Origin of the sequence: Bradyrhizobium sp. th-b2 (assembly GCF_000426785.1) — a bacterium.
Classification (GTDB): Bacteria; Pseudomonadota; Alphaproteobacteria; order Rhizobiales; family Xanthobacteraceae; genus Bradyrhizobium; species Bradyrhizobium septentrionale.
The window spans coordinates 29,009-46,473 of the sequence record NZ_AUGA01000015.1 but is presented as its reverse complement, the minus strand read 5'-3'; the positions used below and the strand labels follow the sequence as shown (position 1 = coordinate 46,473).

Sequence of the window (17,465 nt, the reverse complement as noted above, 5' to 3'; positions counted from 1 at the left end):
TTCGCTAACCCACCCTACGCGCTATCTGGCAAAAGCGGGCTGCCAGTGGCGCAGTTCGCGTGCTGCGTAAGTGACTGCGCCGATCGTCGTGTAGGACCCGGCCTCCAGCATCATGCCGCGTGCGAGCTTGAGGGCCCGTGCCTCGCAGATCGCGCGCTGCTTCTCGTCCGCGATCCACTCGAAATCGATGTTGTGCGCGAGGCCGAGGATTCGCCGGATGGTCTTGGCCGCGGCGAAGCCGACCGTGTCCCGGAACAGCCGCGCCATGTAGGCCTGCCGCTCGGCCTCCAGCCGCGCGGCGCCCGCCTCGCCCGTAAACAGCGACAACGGATAGCCGTCGCCATCAGCCTCGCTGCCCCACAGCGCGAGAAATTTTCGGGAGAACCCGGTCCAGACGCCCTCGATGGTTTCCAGCAGCCACGCTTCGAACGAGGCGCGCTCGCCTTGTGTGCGCTCGTGCCCTGCGGAGGCCAGATAGGCCATCAGGAGGTTACCGATGACGGCGCCGATGTCGAACCCCATCGGGCCGTAGAAGGCGAACTCGGGGTCGATCACCTTGGTCTCGCTCTCGGTGACCATGATCGAGCCGGTGTGCAGGTCGCCGTGCAGCAGCGCCTCCGGGCTCGCCATGAATTTCAGCTTGAGCCTGGAGATCGCGACATGCAGGTCGAGATCCTCGCGGAACGCCGCGGCGGTCGCGTCGAGATAAGGCGCGGTCCAGCGGTTCTGCTCGGCGATCCGGTAGGGATCGGTGAAGATCAGATCCTCGGTGATCTTGCAGAGCGCATGGTTGCCGGCGAAATCGGCGATCCCCTGCTTCTTCGCCGCGGCCGACAACGCCAGATCGGACGAGAAGAACAGCGTCTGCGCCAGATATCATCGACAAAGCGCGGATAGCGCGTGGCCTCGATCAAGCCCTTGCGCATGATGATGTGCGGCTCGAGCAGCTCCATCGCGGTGAGCGCAAGCTCCGCATCGTGATGCAGCACGGCCGGCACAAGCTCCGACGCCAGCCGCGCCTGATGCACCAGCGCCATGTGTTCGTAGTGCGCGCGCGAGAGCGGCAGCGGCCAGCTCTCGCCGACCAGCCGTACATAGGGCAGCGCCTGCTTGACGGCGATGCCGCCGGTCCTGCCCTTGACGATGAAGACGAGGTTGAGATTGCCGTCGCCGACCTCGCTGATCGACCAGTCGGCCGGGGCGCCGCCAAGTTGCGTGACGATGGCAGGAACTCCGGCCAGATAGTCCCGGAGGTCAGCTTCCCGCAGGATTCGATACTGGCTGGCCCCGGAGGAGCCTGGTTGCGCCTGCAGGTTCATCTGGTCGCCTCCTCCCACATCGGCCTTTTTGAGCATAATCTTTTCGGAAAACCGCTACGCACTTTTCCGGATCATGCTTTGGGGCGAGGTTGATCCTCACTCCCGTTCCAGGAAGCTCGAGCCGATGTCGGCCTTCTTCCTGATCGGATCATAGTCGCAATAGACGCTGTCGGCGACCAGCGTGTAACTCGCGCTGACGGCGCTCTTCTCGACCTTCACCGAATGCAGTCCGATCACCGCGGTGGACTGTCCGCCGTTCCACTTGAACGGTGTCGTGCTCTGGGTCCTCTCGCAGGCCGCCACCGCGTCCGCGAATACCGAACTTTCGACGAAGGCCTGCACCGTCTGCAGCCGTTTCAACGTCTTCCAGTTGAGATAGAACGATCCGGCGAGGCCGGCGGCGAGCAACACGAAAAGTACGATCGCGATCCGCTGGAAATTCATTCGCCTCCCCTAACTGGCTCTTTGTTTGGAGCATGATCTTTTCGGAAAACCGCTGGGCACTCTTCCGGATCATGCTCCAGCTTCTAGAACGGCATCCCCATCAATTTCGACAGCCGCTCGATCGAGAGATAGCCGGCGTAATAGGCCCACATCGCGATCGCGAAGATCACGGCCGAGATCACCGTGGTCCACAACAGCTTGCGGCCCATCCGCGCCATGATCGGCGCGCCGGGATCGGTGCCGGGCGCGCCGACGCCGTCCTCATGCTGGCTGCGCACGCCGAAAGGCAGCGTCAGGAACAGCACGAGCCACCAAAGGACGAAGTAGATCGCAAGCCCGGTGGAGATCTGGTACGCCATTTGGCCTCAAGCCTGTTCGATCTCGACCAAGGCGCCGGAAAAGTCCTTGGGGTGGAAGAACAGCACCGGCTTGCCGTGCGCGCCGATCTTCGGCTGGCCGTCGCCGAGCACCCGTGCGCCCTCGGCAATCATGCGGTCGCGGGCCGCGATGATGTCGGGCACGTCGTAGCAGACATGGTGGATGCCGCCGTCGACGTTGCGCTCGACAAATTTTGCGATCGGCGAGGCCTCGCCGAGCGGCTCGATGAACTCGATCTTGGTGTTGGGCAGCGTCACGAACACGGTGATGACGCCATGCTCCGGCAGCGGCACCGCATCGGAAATCTCGGCATTGAAGGCGGTGCCGTAGATCTTCGCGGCCTGTTTGGCGTCCTTGACCGCGATCGCGACATGATTGAGCCGGCCCAGCATGATCCTCTCCCTTGTCGTTACGCGCGCCTCGAAAGGATGCTGCGCGTCAAACCGTCAGAACGTGCACGATGCAGATCGGCTTCTTGCCCCACTGCTCGTTCAGCGCGGCCCGCACCGCGCGGCGCACCGATTCCCCGAGCGCGTCCGGATCGCGCCGCCGCGGCTTCGGCAGGCCCTCGATCGTCGATACCACCACATCGAACACGATGTCGTCGAGCAGCTCGCCCGCGGCATTGTTCTCCGGCATGCCGACGAGATCAACCTCGGGATCGTCGACGAGCTCGCCCTGCGCCGTCATGGCAATGGCGACGAAGGCGCAGCCGGCAAAGCCCATCCGCCGCCGCTCCACCACGGCACGCGACTTGGAATCCTCAAGGATGGTTCCATCCTTGTAGAGCCGCCCGGCCGGCACTTCGCCGATGATGCCGGGGTCGCCGGGCCCGAGCTTGACCAGGTCGCCGTTGCGGCAGGTCAGGACCTTGGGGACGCCGGCGGCGCGCGCCAGCTTGGCGTGCTCGGCGAGATGCAGCGCCTCGCCATGCACGGGGATCAAAAGCTGCGGCCGCACCCAGGAGATCATGTCGCGCAACTCGTCGCGGCGCGGATGGCCGGAGACATGCACCAGATGCTCGCGGTCGGTGATGACCTCGACGCCTTGCGTCACCAGCCCGTTGATGATGCCGCCGACCGCCTTCTCGTTGCCGGGAATGGTGCGGGAGGAGAAGATCACGGTGTCGCCTTTGTTCAGGGTCACCTGCGGATGGTCGTCATTGGCGATCCGTGCCAGCGCCGCGCGCGGCTCGCCCTGGCTGCCGGTGCACAGCGCCAGCACCTTGTCGGCCGGGAAATGGCCGTAGACGTCGGTGCTGCGGAACTTGTGCGAGCCGTCGAGATAGCCGCATTCGCGCGCGACCTGCACCACACGCTCCATCGCGCGGCCGACCACCACGACCTCGCGATCGGCGGCGATTGCGGCGTCCACCACGGCCCGGACGCGAGCGACATTGGAGGCGAAGGTCGTGACGGCGACCCGGCCCTTGGCCGCCTTGACCAGCTTCTTGATCGTGGCGGCCACCTCGGTCTCCGACGGCGAACGCCCGTCGCGCACCGCGTTGGTGGAATCGCCGACCAGCGCCAGCACGCCTTCGTCGCCGAGCTCGCGCAGCCGCCGCTCGTCGGTCGGCAGGCCGATCACCGGGGTCGGATCGATCTTCCAGTCGCCGGTGTGCAGCACGGTGCCGACATCTGTCCTGATCGCCAGCGCGTGCGATTCCGGAATCGAATGCGCGACCGGGATGAACTCGACATTGAACGGGCCGATATCGACCTTGCCGCCCGACGGGATCACAGTGATCGGGATTTTGGGCGGATTGCGCTCGGCTGCGCATTTGGCTTCGAATAGCGCAGCGCTGAACTGCGTCGCGTAGATCTTGCAGCCGAGTTTTGGCCAGAGATCGATGATCGCGCCGAAATGGTCCTCATGCGCGTGCGTCAGCACGAGCCCCATCAGATTGTTGCGCTCTTTCTCGAGGAAGCGGACATCCGGCATGATCAGGTCGATGCCCGGCAGATGCTCCTCATCACCGAAGGAGACGCCGAGATCGACCGCGAGGAATGAGCGCTGCTGGCGGTTGCCGAGGCCATAGACCGACAGGTTCATGCCGATCTCGCCGACGCCGCCGAGCGGCGCAAAGGTGAGTTCGTCCGGACGCGCCATCAGTTAACCCTCACCGAGGCCGCTGTGCCGAAATAGACCTCGCCGGCGGTCACCGGCATGCGCTCGCCATCAGCGGTGCGGACGATCAAGCAGCCGGTCTCGTCGATGGTGTCGAAGATGCCCTCGACCGTCGCGGTGCCGGTCTGCACCGCGACCCTCTCGCCGAGGCCGGCGGCACGCTCCAGCCACAGCCGGCGGATTTCAGGGAAGCCGCGGCCGTCATCCCAGATGCCGCGATACTCGACCCAGGCGTCCGACAATGCGGCAAACAGCTCTTCCGCACCGATCTGGATGCCGAGCGCGGCAAGCGAGACTGCAGGTGTCGGCGTCCCCTCGGGCGCGGCGACGACATTGGTACCGATGCCGACGACGACCGCCAGCCGGTGACCGACCGCCTCGGCTTCCAGCAGGATGCCCGACAGCTTCTTGCCGTTGGCCAGGACGTCGTTCGGCCATTTCAGGGTGTATTTCGGGCTGTCCGGCCCAAGCCGCAGCGCCGCCTCGATACTGACCTTCTGCAGCGCGGCTTCGAGCGACAGGCCGGCGGCGAAGCCAAGCGTGGCAGCGACGGCCGGCTGAACGTCGGTCACCTCGAGGATGCTGCTGGCGAGATTGCCGCGCGGCGCGACCCAGACCCGCTGGCGCCGGCCGCGGCCCGCGGTCTGCTCAGGCGTCACGAACCACATCGGCCCGCGCTCGCCGTCACGGGCGCGCAGCATCGCCTCGGCATTGGTCGAGCCGATCTGGTCGAAGGCGGCGAGCCGGTAGCCCGCCGCTATGGCTCGGGGTCCGAGCGTGAATGTCATGTCGGAGTTATGCGCAGGATTGGTTCCGAAAGCCAGCATCCTGTTTTCGGAACCATGCGCGCTAGAACAACGACTTCGCCGCCGCCGTTGCCACGCTGACCAGCGGGCCCGGATAGGCGAAGAAGAAGATGTTGAAGATGCCTGCGACCGCCAGCACGGTGCGCAGCTCGACGCGGACCGGGTCGAGCTTGCCGAGCGGCTGGTCGAAATACATCACCTTGACGATCGACAGATAGTAGAAGGCGCCCACCACGCTGGTCAGCACGCCGATCACCGCGAGCGTGAACAGATTGGCCTTGATGGCTGCGACGAACACGTACCATTTGCCGAAGAAGCCCGCGAGCGGCGGAACGCCGGCCAGCGAGAACAGCAGCATCGCGAAGACGAAAGCGATCAGCGGGTTGGTGCGGGACAGGCCGGCAAAATCGCTGATCTGCTCCAGCGCCTGGCCATTCCGCTTCATGGCCAGGATGATCGAGAAGGTGCCGAGCGTCATCGCGACATAAATCGCGATGTAGATCAGGACGCCCTGCGCCCCCTCGACCGTGCCGGAGGCCAGGCCAACCAGCGCAAACCCCATATGGCCGATCGAGGAATAGGCCATCAGCCGCTTGATGTTGCTCTGTCCGATCGCCGCAAACGAACCCAGCGCCATCGAGGCGATCGCCACGAACACCAGGATCTGCTGCCACTGGGTGACGATGCCGGGGAACGCGGTCAGCGTCGCCCGGGTGAACACGGCGAGTGCTGCGACCTTCGGGGCGGAGGCGAAGAAGGCGGTCACCGGGGTCGGCGCGCCCTCATAGACGTCGGGCGTCCACATGTGGAACGGCACCGCCGAGACCTTGAAGCAGAGGCCGGCGAGCAGGAACACCAGGCCGAACACGATGCCGATGCTCCCCGTGGTCGCAGCCGCCGCGATGCCGGCGAAGCTGACGGTCCCGGTGAAGCCGTAGATCAGCGAGGCGCCATAGAGCAGCATGCCGGACGACAGCGCGCCGAGCACGAAATACTTCAGGCCGGCCTCGCTCGACTTGGCATTGTCGCGCTGGCTGGCGGCGACGACGTAGAGCGCAAGGCTCATCAGCTCGAGGCCGAGATAGAGCGAGATCAGGTCGCCGGCCGAGATCAGCACCATCATGCCGAGCGTCGACAGCAGCACCAGGATCGAGAACTCGAAGTTGCGGCTCGACGGCTGGGACAGGTACTCGGTCGACAGGATCAGCGTCGCTGCGGAAGCGATTAAAGCGAGGATCTTCAGGAAGCGGGCGAAGTCGTCGACGATGAAGCTGCCGCCGAAGGTCACGAGCTTGCCGGCCGGCAGCCAGAGCTCCAGCACGCCGGTCAGGACCAAGAGGCACACTGCAAGCGCCGTGATCAGCCGCGTCGTCCCCTGCCCGCGATAGGCTCCGATCATCAACAGCACCATGGCGCCGACTGCGAGCACCAGCTCGGGCAGCACCGGCTGCAACTGATAACCTGCACTGGAAAAGCTCATGGGCTAAGGCCTTACTGCGTAACCAGCGCGGCTGCCTTCACGGCAGTCACTGCGGTGTTGTAATTGTTGACGAGCTGCTGCACCGAGGCCGCCGACATGTCGAGCACAGGCTTCGGATAGACGCCGAACAGGATGGTCAGCGCGATCAGCGGGAACAGCGTCACGCATTCGCGGAAGGTCAGATCCTTGATCGACATCAGCGACGGCTTGACCAGCGCGCCGAACACCACCTTGCGGTAGAGCCAGAGCGCATAGCAGGCCGACAGGATCACGCCGGTGGTGGCGAAGAACGCGGTCGGCAGCGATATCTTGAAGGTGCCGAGCAGCGTCATGAACTCGCCGACGAATCCGCTCGTGCCGGGCAGACCGACATTGGCCATGGTGAAGACCATGAATGTCATCGCATAGAGCGGCATCCGGTTGACGAGGCCGCCATAGGCGGCGATCTCGCGGGTGTGCATGCGGTCGTAGACGATGCCGACGCAGAGGAACAGCGCGCCGGAGACGATGCCGTGCGAGATCATCTGGAACATGCCGCCGGCGACGCCCTGCGTCGTCACCGCGAAGATGCCCATGGTGACGAAGCCCATATGCGCGACCGAGGAGTACGCGATCAGCTTCTTCATGTCCTCCTGCATCATCGCCACCAGCGAGGTGTAGATGATGGCGATAACGGACAGTGTGAACACGAACGGCGCGAAGTCGTGCGAGGCCAACGGGAACATCGGCAGCGAGAAGCGCAGGAAGCCGTAGCCGCCCATCTTCAGGAGGATCGCGGCCAGGATCACCGAGCCTGCCGTCGGCGCCTCGACATGCGCGTCAGGCAGCCAGGTGTGCACCGGCCACATCGGCATCTTCACCGCGAACGAGGCGAAGAATGCCAGCCACGCCCAGGTCTGCAGCGACCGCGGCACCGCGGTGTGCATCAGGGTCGGGATGTCGGTGGTGCCGGCGTTCCAGTACAGCGCCATGATGGCGAGCAGCATCAGCACTGAGCCGAGGAAGGTGTAGAGGAAGAACTTGAACGAGGCGTAGACCCGGCGCGGGCCGCCCCAGACGCCGATGATCAGGAACATCGGGATCAGGCCGCCCTCGAAGAACAGGTAGAACAGCACGAGGTCGAGCGCCGAGAAGGTACCGACCATCAGCGTTTCCAGGATCAGGAACGCCATCATGTATTCGCCGACGCGGCTTGTGATCGCCCTCCAGCTCGCGATGATGCACAGCGGCATGATCGCCGTGGTGAGGATCAGGAGCGGCAGCGAGATGCCGTCGATACCCATGTGATAGGTGATGCCGGTGGCGAGCCAGGACGCCTTCTCGACGAACTGGAAGTCGGTCTGCGCCGGATCGAAGCGCGCCACCAGGATCATCGACATCGCGAAGGTGATCAGCGTGGTCCAAAGCGCGATCCAGCGCGCCGTGCGGCCCGCGGTCTCGTCGCCGCCGCGCGCCAACAGATAGACCAGGATCGCGCCGACCGCCGGCAGGAAGGTCGTGACGGAAAGGATAGGCCAGGTTGTCATTTTACTGGCCTCCCAAGCCGAACATGAACCAGGTGATCAATCCGGCGGCACCGATCAGCATCGCAAAAGCGTAGTGATAGAGATAGCCGGTCTGCAATTTGACGACGTTGCGGGTGACGTCGAGCACACGGGCCGAGACGCCGTCCGGACCGAAGCCGTCGATGACGAGGCCGTCGCCTTTCTTCCAGAGCGTGTAACCGAGCCACTTGGCCGGGCGCACGAGGATCCAGTCGTACAGCTCGTCAAAATACCATTTGTTGAGCAGGAACTGGTACAGCATCGGCTGCTGACGAGCGAGCTCGACCGGCAGATAGGGCCGGCGGATGTAGAACATGTAGGAGACGAACAGGCCGAGGGCCATCATGACGGTCGGCAGCGGCGCGAGCCAGCCCGGCATGTGCTCCATATCCTCGAGGATGTGCGGGTTCATCTTCACCGATTCGCGGAAGAACTCCTCGACGCCGTGCGGACTGGCGAACACTTCCTTGAACGGCAGACCCGCCAGGATCGAGCCTGCGGCGAGCACGCCGATCGGCACCAGCATCCACACCGGGCTCTCATGCGCCGCCTCGTAGTGCTTCTGGTCGTGCGGCTCGCCGAAGAAGGTCTTGAAGATCAGACGCCAGGAGTAGAACGAGGTCAGGCCGGCGGCCGCGATCGTCAGCCCGTAGGCATACGTCGCGAACGGGTTGTGCGCTGCATAGGCCGCTTCGATGATCGCATCCTTGGAGAAGTAGCCGGCGAACAGCGGGAAGCCGGTCAGGGCCAGGGTGCCGATGCACATCACCGCGAACGTGTACGGAATCTTGCGCCACAGGCCGCCCATGTTGCGGATGTCCTGCTCGTGATGCATCGCGTAGATCACCGAGCCGGAGCCTAGGAACAGCAGCGCCTTGAAGAAGGCGTGCGTGAACAAATGGAACATGCCGACTGAATAGGCCCCTGCTCCCATCGCTACGAACATGTAGCCGAGCTGCGAACAGGTCGAGTAGGCGACGATGCGCTTGATGTCGTTCTGCACCAGGCCGATGGTGGCGGCGAAGAACGCCGTGGTGGCGCCGAAGAACATCACCACCGCCTGCGCATTCGGCGCCAGCTCGAACAAGGGCGACAGCCGCGCCACCATGAAGACGCCGGCGGTAACCATGGTCGCGGCGTGGATCAGCGCCGACACCGGGGTCGGGCCTTCCATGGCGTCCGGCAACCAGGTGTGCAGCAGAAACTGCGCCGATTTGCCCATCGCACCCATGAACAGGAATATGCAGGTCAGTGTCAGCGCGTCGGCGTGCCAGCCGAAGAAGTTGATGGTCTTGCCGGTCAACCCCGGCGCGGCATGGAAGATGGTCTCGAAATCGATCGAGCCGACCAGCATGAAGATCGAGAAGATGCCGAGCAGGAACCCGAAATCGCCGACCCGGTTGACCACAAAGGCCTTGATCGCCGCCGCGTTCGCCGACGGCTTCTGGTACCAGAAGCCGATCAGGAGGTAGCTCGCCAGACCGACGCCTTCCCAGCCGAAGAACATCTGCACCAGATTGTCCGCGGTCACCAGCATCAGCATCGCGAAGGTGAACAGCGACAGATAGGCAAAGAACCGCGGCCGGTACGGATCCTCGTCCATGTAGCCGATGGAATAGAGGTGCACGAGCGCGGACACCGTGTTGACCACGACCAGCATCACCGCCGTCAGCGTATCGATCCGCAGCGACCAGGCGACCTGCAGATCGCCCGAGGTGATCCAGGGCAACAGCGCGATCCGCGCGTCGTGATGCATGAATCCGACATCGACCAGCGCGAACCAGGACAGCGCCGCCGAGACGAACAGCAGGCCGGTGGTGATCAGTTCGGCCAGCCGGGAGCCCGCCGCCGCCGGCTCGGAGACGTGGTGGTCGTCATGGCCATGGTCGTCCTGGCCGTGATCGTCGTGCGCAGCGGAGGCATGGGCGTCGCCATGCGCATCGTCGTGATGCTCGACGGTGTCACCGCTCGGATTGCGGGCATGCGCGCCGAATATCGAGATCAGCCCCGCGAGAATGGCGCCCAGCAGCGGCAGAAAGACAATTGCCTGGTACATCTGCGCGCTAGCCCTTCATCAGATTGACGTCTTCAACCGCGATCGAACCGCGGTTGCGGAAATACACCACCAGCACGGCAAGCCCGATCGCGGCCTCGGCCGCCGCCACCGTCAGCACCAGCAGCGCGAACACCTGGCCGACGATGTCGCCGAGAAAGGTCGAGAACGCCACCAGATTGATGTTGACCGACAGCAGGATCAGCTCGATCGACATCAGGATGACGATGATGTTCTTGCGGTTGAGGAAGATGCCGAGGATCCCGAGCGTGAACAGGATCGCGCCGACCGCGAGATAGTGCCCGAGCCCGATGGTCATTTCACCCACTCCGCCGCGTCGGCATCCTGCAGGCCCTGCCCCGACGCCACCTTGCGCATCGCCATCGCCATCTCCGGCGTGCGCGCGTTCTGCACGTTGATGTTCTGCCGCTTGACGTTCGCCTTGTGGCGCAGCGTCAGCACGATGGCGCCGATCATCGCGACCAAGAGCACCATGCCGGCGAGCTGGAAGTAATGGATGTACTTCGTATAGAGCACGAGGCCGAGCGCCTCGGTGTTGCTGATATTGGTCGGGATCGCCGCGGTGATCGTCTTGGTCACGGACGGGTTGATCACCCAGGCGCCGACGACAAGCAGTAGCTCGAACAGGAAGATGCCACCGATCACGATGCCGATCGGGAGGTACTGGATGAAGCCCTCGCGCAGTTCGACGAAATCGACGTCGAGCATCATGATGACAAACAGGAACAGCACCGCGACCGCGCCGACATAGACCACGATCAGCATCATCCCGAGGAACTCGGCGCCCATCAGGATGAACAGCCCCGAGGCGTTGACGAAGGCCAGGATCAGATACAGCACGGAGTGCACGGGATTGCGCGAGACAATCACCATGACCGCCGAGGCCACGCAGGCAGCAGCAAACAGATAGAAGAACAACGCCGGAAGGATCATGCCCTCACCTCACCGGTACGGCGCGTCGAGCGCCATCGACTTCGCAATCTCGCGCTCCCAGCGGTCGCCATTGGCGAGCAGCTTCGCCTTGTCATAGTAGAGTTCCTCGCGTGTCTCGGTCGCGAATTCGAAATTCGGTCCCTCGACGATGGCGTCCACCGGGCATGCCTCCTGGCACAGGCCGCAATAGATGCACTTCACCATGTCGATGTCGTAGCGCACCGTGCGGCGGGTGCCGTCGTTGCGGCGCGGGCCGGCCTCGATCGTGATCGCCTGCGCCGGGCAGATCGCCTCGCACAGCTTGCAGGCGATGCAGCGCTCCTCGCCGTTCGGATAGCGGCGCAGCGCGTGCTCGCCACGGAAGCGGGGCGAGATCGGGCCCTTCTCGAAGGGATAGTTCAGCGTCGGCTTCGGCTTGAAGAAATAACGCATGGCGAGAACGAACGCCGAGACGAATTCCGACAAGAGGAGCGAACGGGCGGTTGCGTTGATGTTGACACTCATGACGGCCTCACTTCGGCGCGATGCCGGCGAACTGCAGCACACCGGCCACGATCACCACCATCGCCAGCGACAGCGGCAGGAACACCTTCCAGCCGAGCCGCATCAGTTGATCGTAGCGGTAGCGCGGCACGATCGCCTTCGCCATCGCGAACATGAAGAACATGAAGAACACTTTGAGGGCGAACCAGATGATGCCCGGAATCCAGGTGAACGGCGGCAGGTTGACTGGCGGCAGCCAGCCGCCCAGGAACAGGATCGACGCCAGCGCGCACATCGTGGTGATCGCGACATACTCGCCGAGCATGAACAAGAGATACGGGGTCGAGCCGTATTCGGTCATGAAACCCGCGACCAGCTCGGATTCCGCTTCCACGAGGTCGAACGGCGGGCGATTGGTTTCCGCCAGCGCCGAGACGTAGAACACCACGAACATCGGAAACAGCGGCCACACATACCAGTTCAGGATGGTGAGCTGCGGCAGACCGATCAAATGCGCGAGCCCGCGAGAGTTCTGCGCCTCGACCACCGCCGACAAGTTCAGCGAGCCGACGCAGAGCAGCACGGTGATGATGACGAAGCCGATCGAGACCTCATAGGACACCATCTGCGCCGCCGAGCGCAGCGCCGCCAGGAACGGGTACTTCGAGTTCGACGACCAGCCGGCCATGATGATGCCGTAGATCGACAGCGACGAGATCGCGAAGATATAGAGCACGCCGACATTGATGTCGGAAATCACCCAGCCGAGATTGAACGGGATCACGGCCCACGCGGCCAGCGCCAGCACGCAGGAGACCAGCGGCGCCAGCAGGAACACGCCCTTGTTCGAGCCGGACGGAATCACCGGTTCCTTGAGCACGAATTTCAGCAAGTCCGCGAAGGATTGCAGCAGGCCGAACGGCCCGACCACGTTGGGGCCGCGGCGGATCTGCACCGCCGCCCAGATCTTGCGGTCGGCGAGCAGGATGTAGGCGATCGCGATCAGGAGCACGACGAGCAGCAACAGGCTCTCTGCGACCATGATGATCAGCGGCCAGAGGAAGCCGGTCCAGAACGAGCTTGCGAAGAAATCAGCCATCAGGTCACGCTCACTCCGCTGCCGTCAGCATTCGGCCCGACGCCAACCGCGAGCATTCCGCCATCACGGCAGAGGCCCGCGCGATCGGGTTGGTCAGATAGAAATCCTCGACGGTCGGCTTGAACGCCGCCTTGTCGACGCTGCCGCCCTTGCCCGCTAGCGCCTTGACGTCATCAGCCTTGCCGGCCTCGATCTGGTCCAGCCGCATCAGATGCGGATAGGTCTTGAACATCGCCTGGCGGAGCGCCTGCAGCGAGTCGAACGGCAGCTTCTTGCCGAGCACGTCGGACAGCGCGCGGATGATCGCCCAGTCCTCGCGGGCCTCGCCCGGCGGGAATGCGGCGCGGTTGGCGATCTGCGCCCGGCCCTCGGTGTTGACGTAGATGCCGGATTTCTCGGTGTAGGCCGCGCCCGGCAGGATGACGTCGGCGCGATGCGCGCCCTTGTCGCCATGGGTGCCGATATAGACCACGAAGGTGCCGTCCGGCGCCTTGATCTCGTCGGCGCCGAGCAGGAACAGCACGTCGAGCGTGCCGAAGGTGGTCATCTGCGCCGTGGTCAGGCCGCCGGTCGCCGGCGAGAAGCCGATATCGAGCGCACCGGCGCGCGAGGCGGTATCCTGCAGCACGGCAAAACCGTTCCAGCCGTCCTTCAGCGCGCCGACATCGACGGCGAGCTTGGCGGCCTGCGTCAGCACCGCGGCGCCGTCATGCCTGGTGTAGGCACCGGCGCCGACCAGGATGATCGGGTGCGTGGCGTTCTTCAGCACATCGGCAAAGGAGTGCTTGCCGGCCACGAGATCGGCCAGCGTGTCGGTGCCCGCACCGAGATAGTCGTGGTCATAGGTGAAATCGGCCTTGGCGCCGATCATGCCGACCTTGAGGGCGCCGGTGCGCCAGCGCTTGCGGATCCGCGCGTTCAGCACCGCGGCCTCCTTGCGCGGATGCGAGCCGATGATCAGGATCGCGTCGGCCTGGTCGATGCCTGCAATGGTCGGGTTGAAGATGTAGGAGCCGCGGCCGGCCTTGGCGTCGAACGCGTCGCCGCCCTGCACCGCCAGATTGACCGAGCCGAACTTCGCCAGCAGTTCCTTCAGCGCATACATTTCATCGACCGCGGCGAGATCGCCCGCGATCGCGCCGATCCGCTTGCCGTCAATGCGGCCGGCCTTGGCAGCAATGGCCGCAAAGGCTTCCTGCCAGGTCGCCGGCCTGAGCTGGCCGTTCTCGCGGACATAGGGCCGATCGAGCCGCTGGGTGCGCAGGCCGTCGACGACGTGGCGGGTCTTGTCGGAAATCCACTCCTCGTTCACCGCCTCGTTGATGCGCGGCAGGATGCGCATCACCTCGCGGCCGCGGGTGTCGACGCGGATCGCGGAGCCAACGCCGTCCATGACGTCGACCGACTGCGTCTTGCCGAGCTCCCAAGGCCGCGCCGCGAACGCATAGGGCTTCGAGGTCAGCGCGCCGACCGGGCAGATGTCGACGAGATTGCCCTGCAGCTCCGAGCTCAGCGCCTGCTCCAGATAGGTGGTGATCTCCATGTCCTCGCCGCGCCCGGTCGCGCCCATTTCCGGCGCGCCGCAAACTTCGGCGGAGAAGCGGACGCAGCGCGTGCACTGGATGCAGCGGTTCATCGAGGTCTTGACCAGCGCGCCGAGATATTTGTCCTCGACCGCGCGCTTGTTCTCGGCGAAACGGCTGGTGTCGACGCCGTAGCCCATCGCCTGGTCCTGCAGGTCGCACTCGCCGCCCTGGTCGCAGATCGGGCAGTCCAGCGGATGGTTGATCAGCAGGAACTCCATCACGCCTTCGCGCGCCTTCTTGACCATCGGCGAGCGGGTCGTGATCTCCGGTGGCTCGCCCTTCGGACCCGGACGGCAGTCGCGCACGGCCCAAGCGCAGCTTGCGACCGGCTTCGGGCCGCCCTTCACCTCGACCAGGCACATCCGGCAATTGCCGGCGATCGACAGCCGCTCGTGGTAGCAGAAGCGCGGAATCTCGGCACCGGCCGCCTCACACGCCTGCAGCAGCGTGTACTCCGGCGGCACATCGATCTCTTTGCCATCGATGATGATCTTGCTCATGTCTGTCTCAGGTCTTTCCGAGCTTGCAGTCGGGCGGTGCGACGCTGGCGGTTTTCAGTGAGGTCTTCACCCATTGCTGGGTGTCGGTGCCGTAGGTCGCGAGATAGGCGGGCTGCGCCTGGTTCTTCTCGCAAAGAAACGGCAAATGCGGCTTCAGATCGTAGTCACAGGACGCCTGCCATTCGCGCTTGTCCGCGAATGCAGCAAAGGTCTCCTCGCAGGCATAGAGGAAGTACGAGACGAAGCTCTCATACTGCGACCGCTCTTCGCGACCGCCGGCCTTGATAGCCTCGTAATCGGGCTGCGCGAATTTCGGGTTCTTGAAGGCGAGATCGGTGTAACCCAGAAACGCCGTGCGCGCAGCGGAGGCGCGGCTCGACCAACGGATCTCGTTGATCTGCAGCAGGACGGCGCAAAAGCCGAGCAGCGCCACGGTCGCGTGCGCCATCTGCGCAAACGTCCCGTATCTCTGCCACCATGCGGCCTTTTGCGTCATCGCCGTCATTACTCCGCAGCTACCATGTGCACGGGATCGCGAACGCCCTGATCGTCGAGATCGGCCTTGTGCGAATACTGATCGATCCGCTCTTCAATCTCATGACGGAAATGCGCGATCAGGCCCTGGATCGGCCAGGCGGCGGCGTCACCGAGCGCGCAGATGGTGTGGCCCTCGACCTGCTTGGTGACCTCGAGCAGCATGTCGATCTCGCGCTTGTGGGCGCGGCCGTCGGCCATGCGGGTCAGGACGCGCCACATCCACCCTGTGCCCTCGCGGCACGGCGTGCACTGGCCGCAGCTCTCATGCTTGTAGAAATAGGAAATGCGCGCGATCGCCCGGATCAGGTCGGTCGACTTGTCCATCACGATCACGGCCGCGGTGCCGAGGCCCGAGCGCAGCTTGCTCAAGCTGTCGAAATCCATCGGCGTGTCGATGATCTGCTCGGCCGGCACCATGCGCACCGACGAGCCGCCGGGGATCACGGCCTTCAGATTGTCCCAGCCGCCGCGGATCCCGCCGCAATGCTTCTCGATCAGTTCGCGGAACGGAATCCCCATCGCCTCTTCGACGTTGCAGGGCCGCTCGACATGGCCGGAGATGCAGAACAGCTTGGTGCCGACATTGTTCGGACGGCCGATGGCGGCGAACCAGGCGGCGCCGCGGCGCAGGATGTCGGGCGCGACCGCGATCGACTCGACGTTGTTGACCGTGGTCGGGCAGCCATAGAGGCCGACATTGGCCGGGAACGGCGGCTTCAGCCGCGGCTGGCCCTTCTTGCCCTCGAGGCTCTCGAGCAGCGCGGTTTCCTCGCCGCAGATATAGGCGCCGGCACCGTGGGCGACATAGATGTCGAACGGCCAGCCGTTGATGTTGTCCTTGCCGACCAGCTTGGCCTCATAGGCCTGGTCGATCGCCGCCTGCAGGTGTTCGCGCTCGCGGATGAATTCGCCGCGGATATAGACGTAACAGGCGTGCGCGCCCATCGCGAAGCTCGCGAGCAGGCAGCCCTCGACCAACAGATGCGGATCGTGCCGCATGATCTCGCGGTCCTTGCAGGTGCCGGGCTCCGACTCGTCCGCGTTGACGACGAGATAGCTCGGACGGCCGTCCTTGGACTCCTTCGGCATGAAGGACCACTTCATGCCGGTCGGGAAGCCCGCGCCGCCGCGGCCGCGCAGACCCGAGGCCTTCATCTCGTTGATGATCCAGTCGCGGCCCTTGTCGATGATCCCCTTGGTACCATCCCAGGCGCCTCTGCGGCGCGCGCCCTCCAGGCCCCAATCATGCAGGCCGTAGAGGTTCTTGAAGATGCGGTCCTTGTCGTCGAGCATGCTCAAAACTTTCCGAACATCACCGATTGGCTTGGGAGTAAGCGAGCCCGGCGGCGCAGCCGCCGAACACGATGGCCCACAACAGGCTGGATTCCAGCGTCGCGCTCAGGCCGTAACGTTGCAGCAGGAACATGAAGCCGGCCGCGACAGAAGTATGGAGGGCGATCGTGCGCCAAGCCTTCATCGCAGCCCTCCCCGTCCCGTTTGCCTGCACCTGAGTGGCCGCCATCAGGTCGTTTCCTTCAGCGTGGTCGGACCGCCCGCGGGGGCCGAGAACTGACGGTCGACCTGCGGGCCCGGCTTCGGCGGATTGCCGGCGGCAAAACCGTCGAGCACCTTGCCGAAGCTTTCCTTGGTCAGGTCCTCATAGGTGTCCTTCCAGATCAGCACCATCGGCGCGTTCACGCAGGCGCCGAGACACTCGACCTCTTCCCAGGAGAAGTTGCCGTCCTTCGACAGCTGGAACGGATCATGATGGATGCGATGCTGGCAGACCTCGATCAGGTCGGCGGCGCCGCGCAGCCGGCACGGCGTGGTGCCGCACACCTGCACATGCGCCTTCTTGCCGACCGGCGAGAGCTGGAACATGGTGTAGAAGGTCGCGATCTCCAGCATGCGGATATGCGGCATCTCGAGCAGGTCGGCGACGGCGCGGATCGCGGCTTCCGACACCCAGCCGTCATGCTGCTCCTGGACGCGCCACAGGATCGCGATCGCAGCCGAAGCCTGGCGGCCCGGCGGATATTTCTCGATCTGCTTCTTGGCCCAGGCGAGATTCTCGTCCGTGAACGTGAAGCTCGCGGGCTGCAATTCCTTCGGGGCAAGGCGGCGGACGGACATCGATCAAACTCTCATTGCGGGC

Annotated in this window: 17 protein-coding genes and 1 pseudogene; all 18 read right to left on the bottom strand. The window is 64.5% G+C overall.

Annotated features, from left to right (window positions below; genetic code table 11):
- Positions 1-21: 21 nt before the first annotated feature.
- Positions 22-1,319: pseudogene (gene mtnK / locus K359_RS52385) on the bottom strand (S-methyl-5-thioribose kinase).
- 96 nt (positions 1,320-1,415) lie between these two features.
- Positions 1,416-1,763 (bottom strand): hypothetical protein, encoded by a 348-nt coding sequence (locus K359_RS0119000; protein WP_029080773.1) that lies wholly within the window; start codon positions 1,761-1,763, stop codon positions 1,416-1,418.
- 83 nt (positions 1,764-1,846) lie between these two features.
- Positions 1,847-2,122 carry a DUF1467 family protein gene (locus K359_RS0118995; RefSeq protein WP_029080772.1) on the bottom strand — a complete coding sequence of 92 codons (276 nt, stop codon included), beginning with the start codon at positions 2,120-2,122 and terminating at the stop codon, positions 1,847-1,849.
- Positions 2,123-2,128: 6 nt separating this feature from the next.
- Complete coding sequence (gene mce, locus K359_RS0118990; RefSeq protein WP_029080771.1) at positions 2,129-2,533, bottom strand: methylmalonyl-CoA epimerase; 405 nt, start codon at positions 2,531-2,533, stop codon at positions 2,129-2,131.
- Between the two features lie 46 nt (positions 2,534-2,579).
- Complete coding sequence (locus K359_RS0118985; RefSeq protein ID WP_029080770.1) at positions 2,580-4,250, bottom strand: ribonuclease J; 1,671 nt, start codon at positions 4,248-4,250, stop codon at positions 2,580-2,582.
- The gene (locus K359_RS0118980) at positions 4,250-5,056 is read right to left on the bottom strand and encodes a biotin--[acetyl-CoA-carboxylase] ligase (protein ID WP_029080769.1); all 807 of its coding nucleotides are present in this window, start codon (positions 5,054-5,056) and stop codon (positions 4,250-4,252) included. Before K359_RS0118980 ends, K359_RS0118985 begins: the two co-directional genes overlap by 1 nt.
- Positions 5,057-5,117: 61 nt before the next feature.
- Entirely contained in the window at positions 5,118-6,554 is a 1,437-nt protein-coding gene (gene nuoN, locus K359_RS0118975; RefSeq protein ID WP_029080768.1) for an NADH-quinone oxidoreductase subunit NuoN, read from the bottom strand.
- A gap of 11 nt (positions 6,555-6,565) precedes the next feature.
- Positions 6,566-8,080 carry an NADH-quinone oxidoreductase subunit M gene (locus tag K359_RS0118970; protein WP_029080767.1) on the bottom strand — a complete coding sequence of 505 codons (1,515 nt, stop codon included), beginning with the start codon at positions 8,078-8,080 and terminating at the stop codon, positions 6,566-6,568.
- A 1-nt stretch (position 8,081) separates the two neighbouring features.
- The gene (gene nuoL / locus K359_RS0118965; protein ID WP_029080766.1) at positions 8,082-10,154 is read right to left on the bottom strand and encodes an NADH-quinone oxidoreductase subunit L; all 2,073 of its coding nucleotides are present in this window, start codon (positions 10,152-10,154) and stop codon (positions 8,082-8,084) included.
- A gap of 7 nt (positions 10,155-10,161) precedes the next feature.
- Entirely contained in the window at positions 10,162-10,470 is a 309-nt protein-coding gene (gene nuoK / locus K359_RS0118960; RefSeq protein ID WP_027537255.1) for an NADH-quinone oxidoreductase subunit NuoK, read from the bottom strand.
- On the bottom strand, positions 10,467-11,105 hold the full coding sequence (locus K359_RS0118955) for an NADH-quinone oxidoreductase subunit J (protein WP_029080765.1): 639 nt from the start codon (positions 11,103-11,105) through the stop codon (positions 10,467-10,469). Before K359_RS0118955 ends, nuoK begins: the two co-directional genes overlap by 4 nt.
- 9 nt (positions 11,106-11,114) lie before the next feature.
- Positions 11,115-11,609 (bottom strand): NADH-quinone oxidoreductase subunit NuoI, encoded by a 495-nt coding sequence (nuoI, locus tag K359_RS0118950; protein ID WP_029080764.1) that lies wholly within the window; start codon positions 11,607-11,609, stop codon positions 11,115-11,117.
- Positions 11,610-11,616: 7 nt separating this feature from the next.
- Positions 11,617-12,687: an NADH-quinone oxidoreductase subunit NuoH gene (gene nuoH, locus K359_RS0118945; protein ID WP_029080763.1), complete on the bottom strand. Its 1,071-nt coding sequence runs from the start codon at positions 12,685-12,687 to the stop codon at positions 11,617-11,619.
- A gap of 10 nt (positions 12,688-12,697) precedes the next feature.
- Positions 12,698-14,773 (bottom strand): NADH-quinone oxidoreductase subunit NuoG, encoded by a 2,076-nt coding sequence (nuoG, locus tag K359_RS0118940; RefSeq protein WP_029080762.1) that lies wholly within the window; start codon positions 14,771-14,773, stop codon positions 12,698-12,700.
- A 7-nt stretch (positions 14,774-14,780) separates the two neighbouring features.
- Positions 14,781-15,269, bottom strand: coding sequence for a hypothetical protein (locus K359_RS0118935; RefSeq protein ID WP_156928563.1), 489 nt, complete (start codon positions 15,267-15,269; stop codon positions 14,781-14,783).
- Between the two features lie 8 nt (positions 15,270-15,277).
- Positions 15,278-16,603 carry an NADH-quinone oxidoreductase subunit NuoF gene (gene nuoF, locus K359_RS0118930; protein ID WP_029080760.1) on the bottom strand — a complete coding sequence of 442 codons (1,326 nt, stop codon included), beginning with the start codon at positions 16,601-16,603 and terminating at the stop codon, positions 15,278-15,280.
- Positions 16,604-16,622: 19 nt separating this feature from the next.
- Entirely contained in the window at positions 16,623-16,832 is a 210-nt protein-coding gene (locus K359_RS0118925; protein ID WP_029080759.1) for a hypothetical protein, read from the bottom strand.
- The gene (gene nuoE / locus K359_RS0118920; protein ID WP_029080758.1) at positions 16,832-17,443 is read right to left on the bottom strand and encodes an NADH-quinone oxidoreductase subunit NuoE; all 612 of its coding nucleotides are present in this window, start codon (positions 17,441-17,443) and stop codon (positions 16,832-16,834) included. Before nuoE ends, K359_RS0118925 begins: the two co-directional genes overlap by 1 nt.
- Positions 17,444-17,465: the final 22 nt, after the last annotated feature.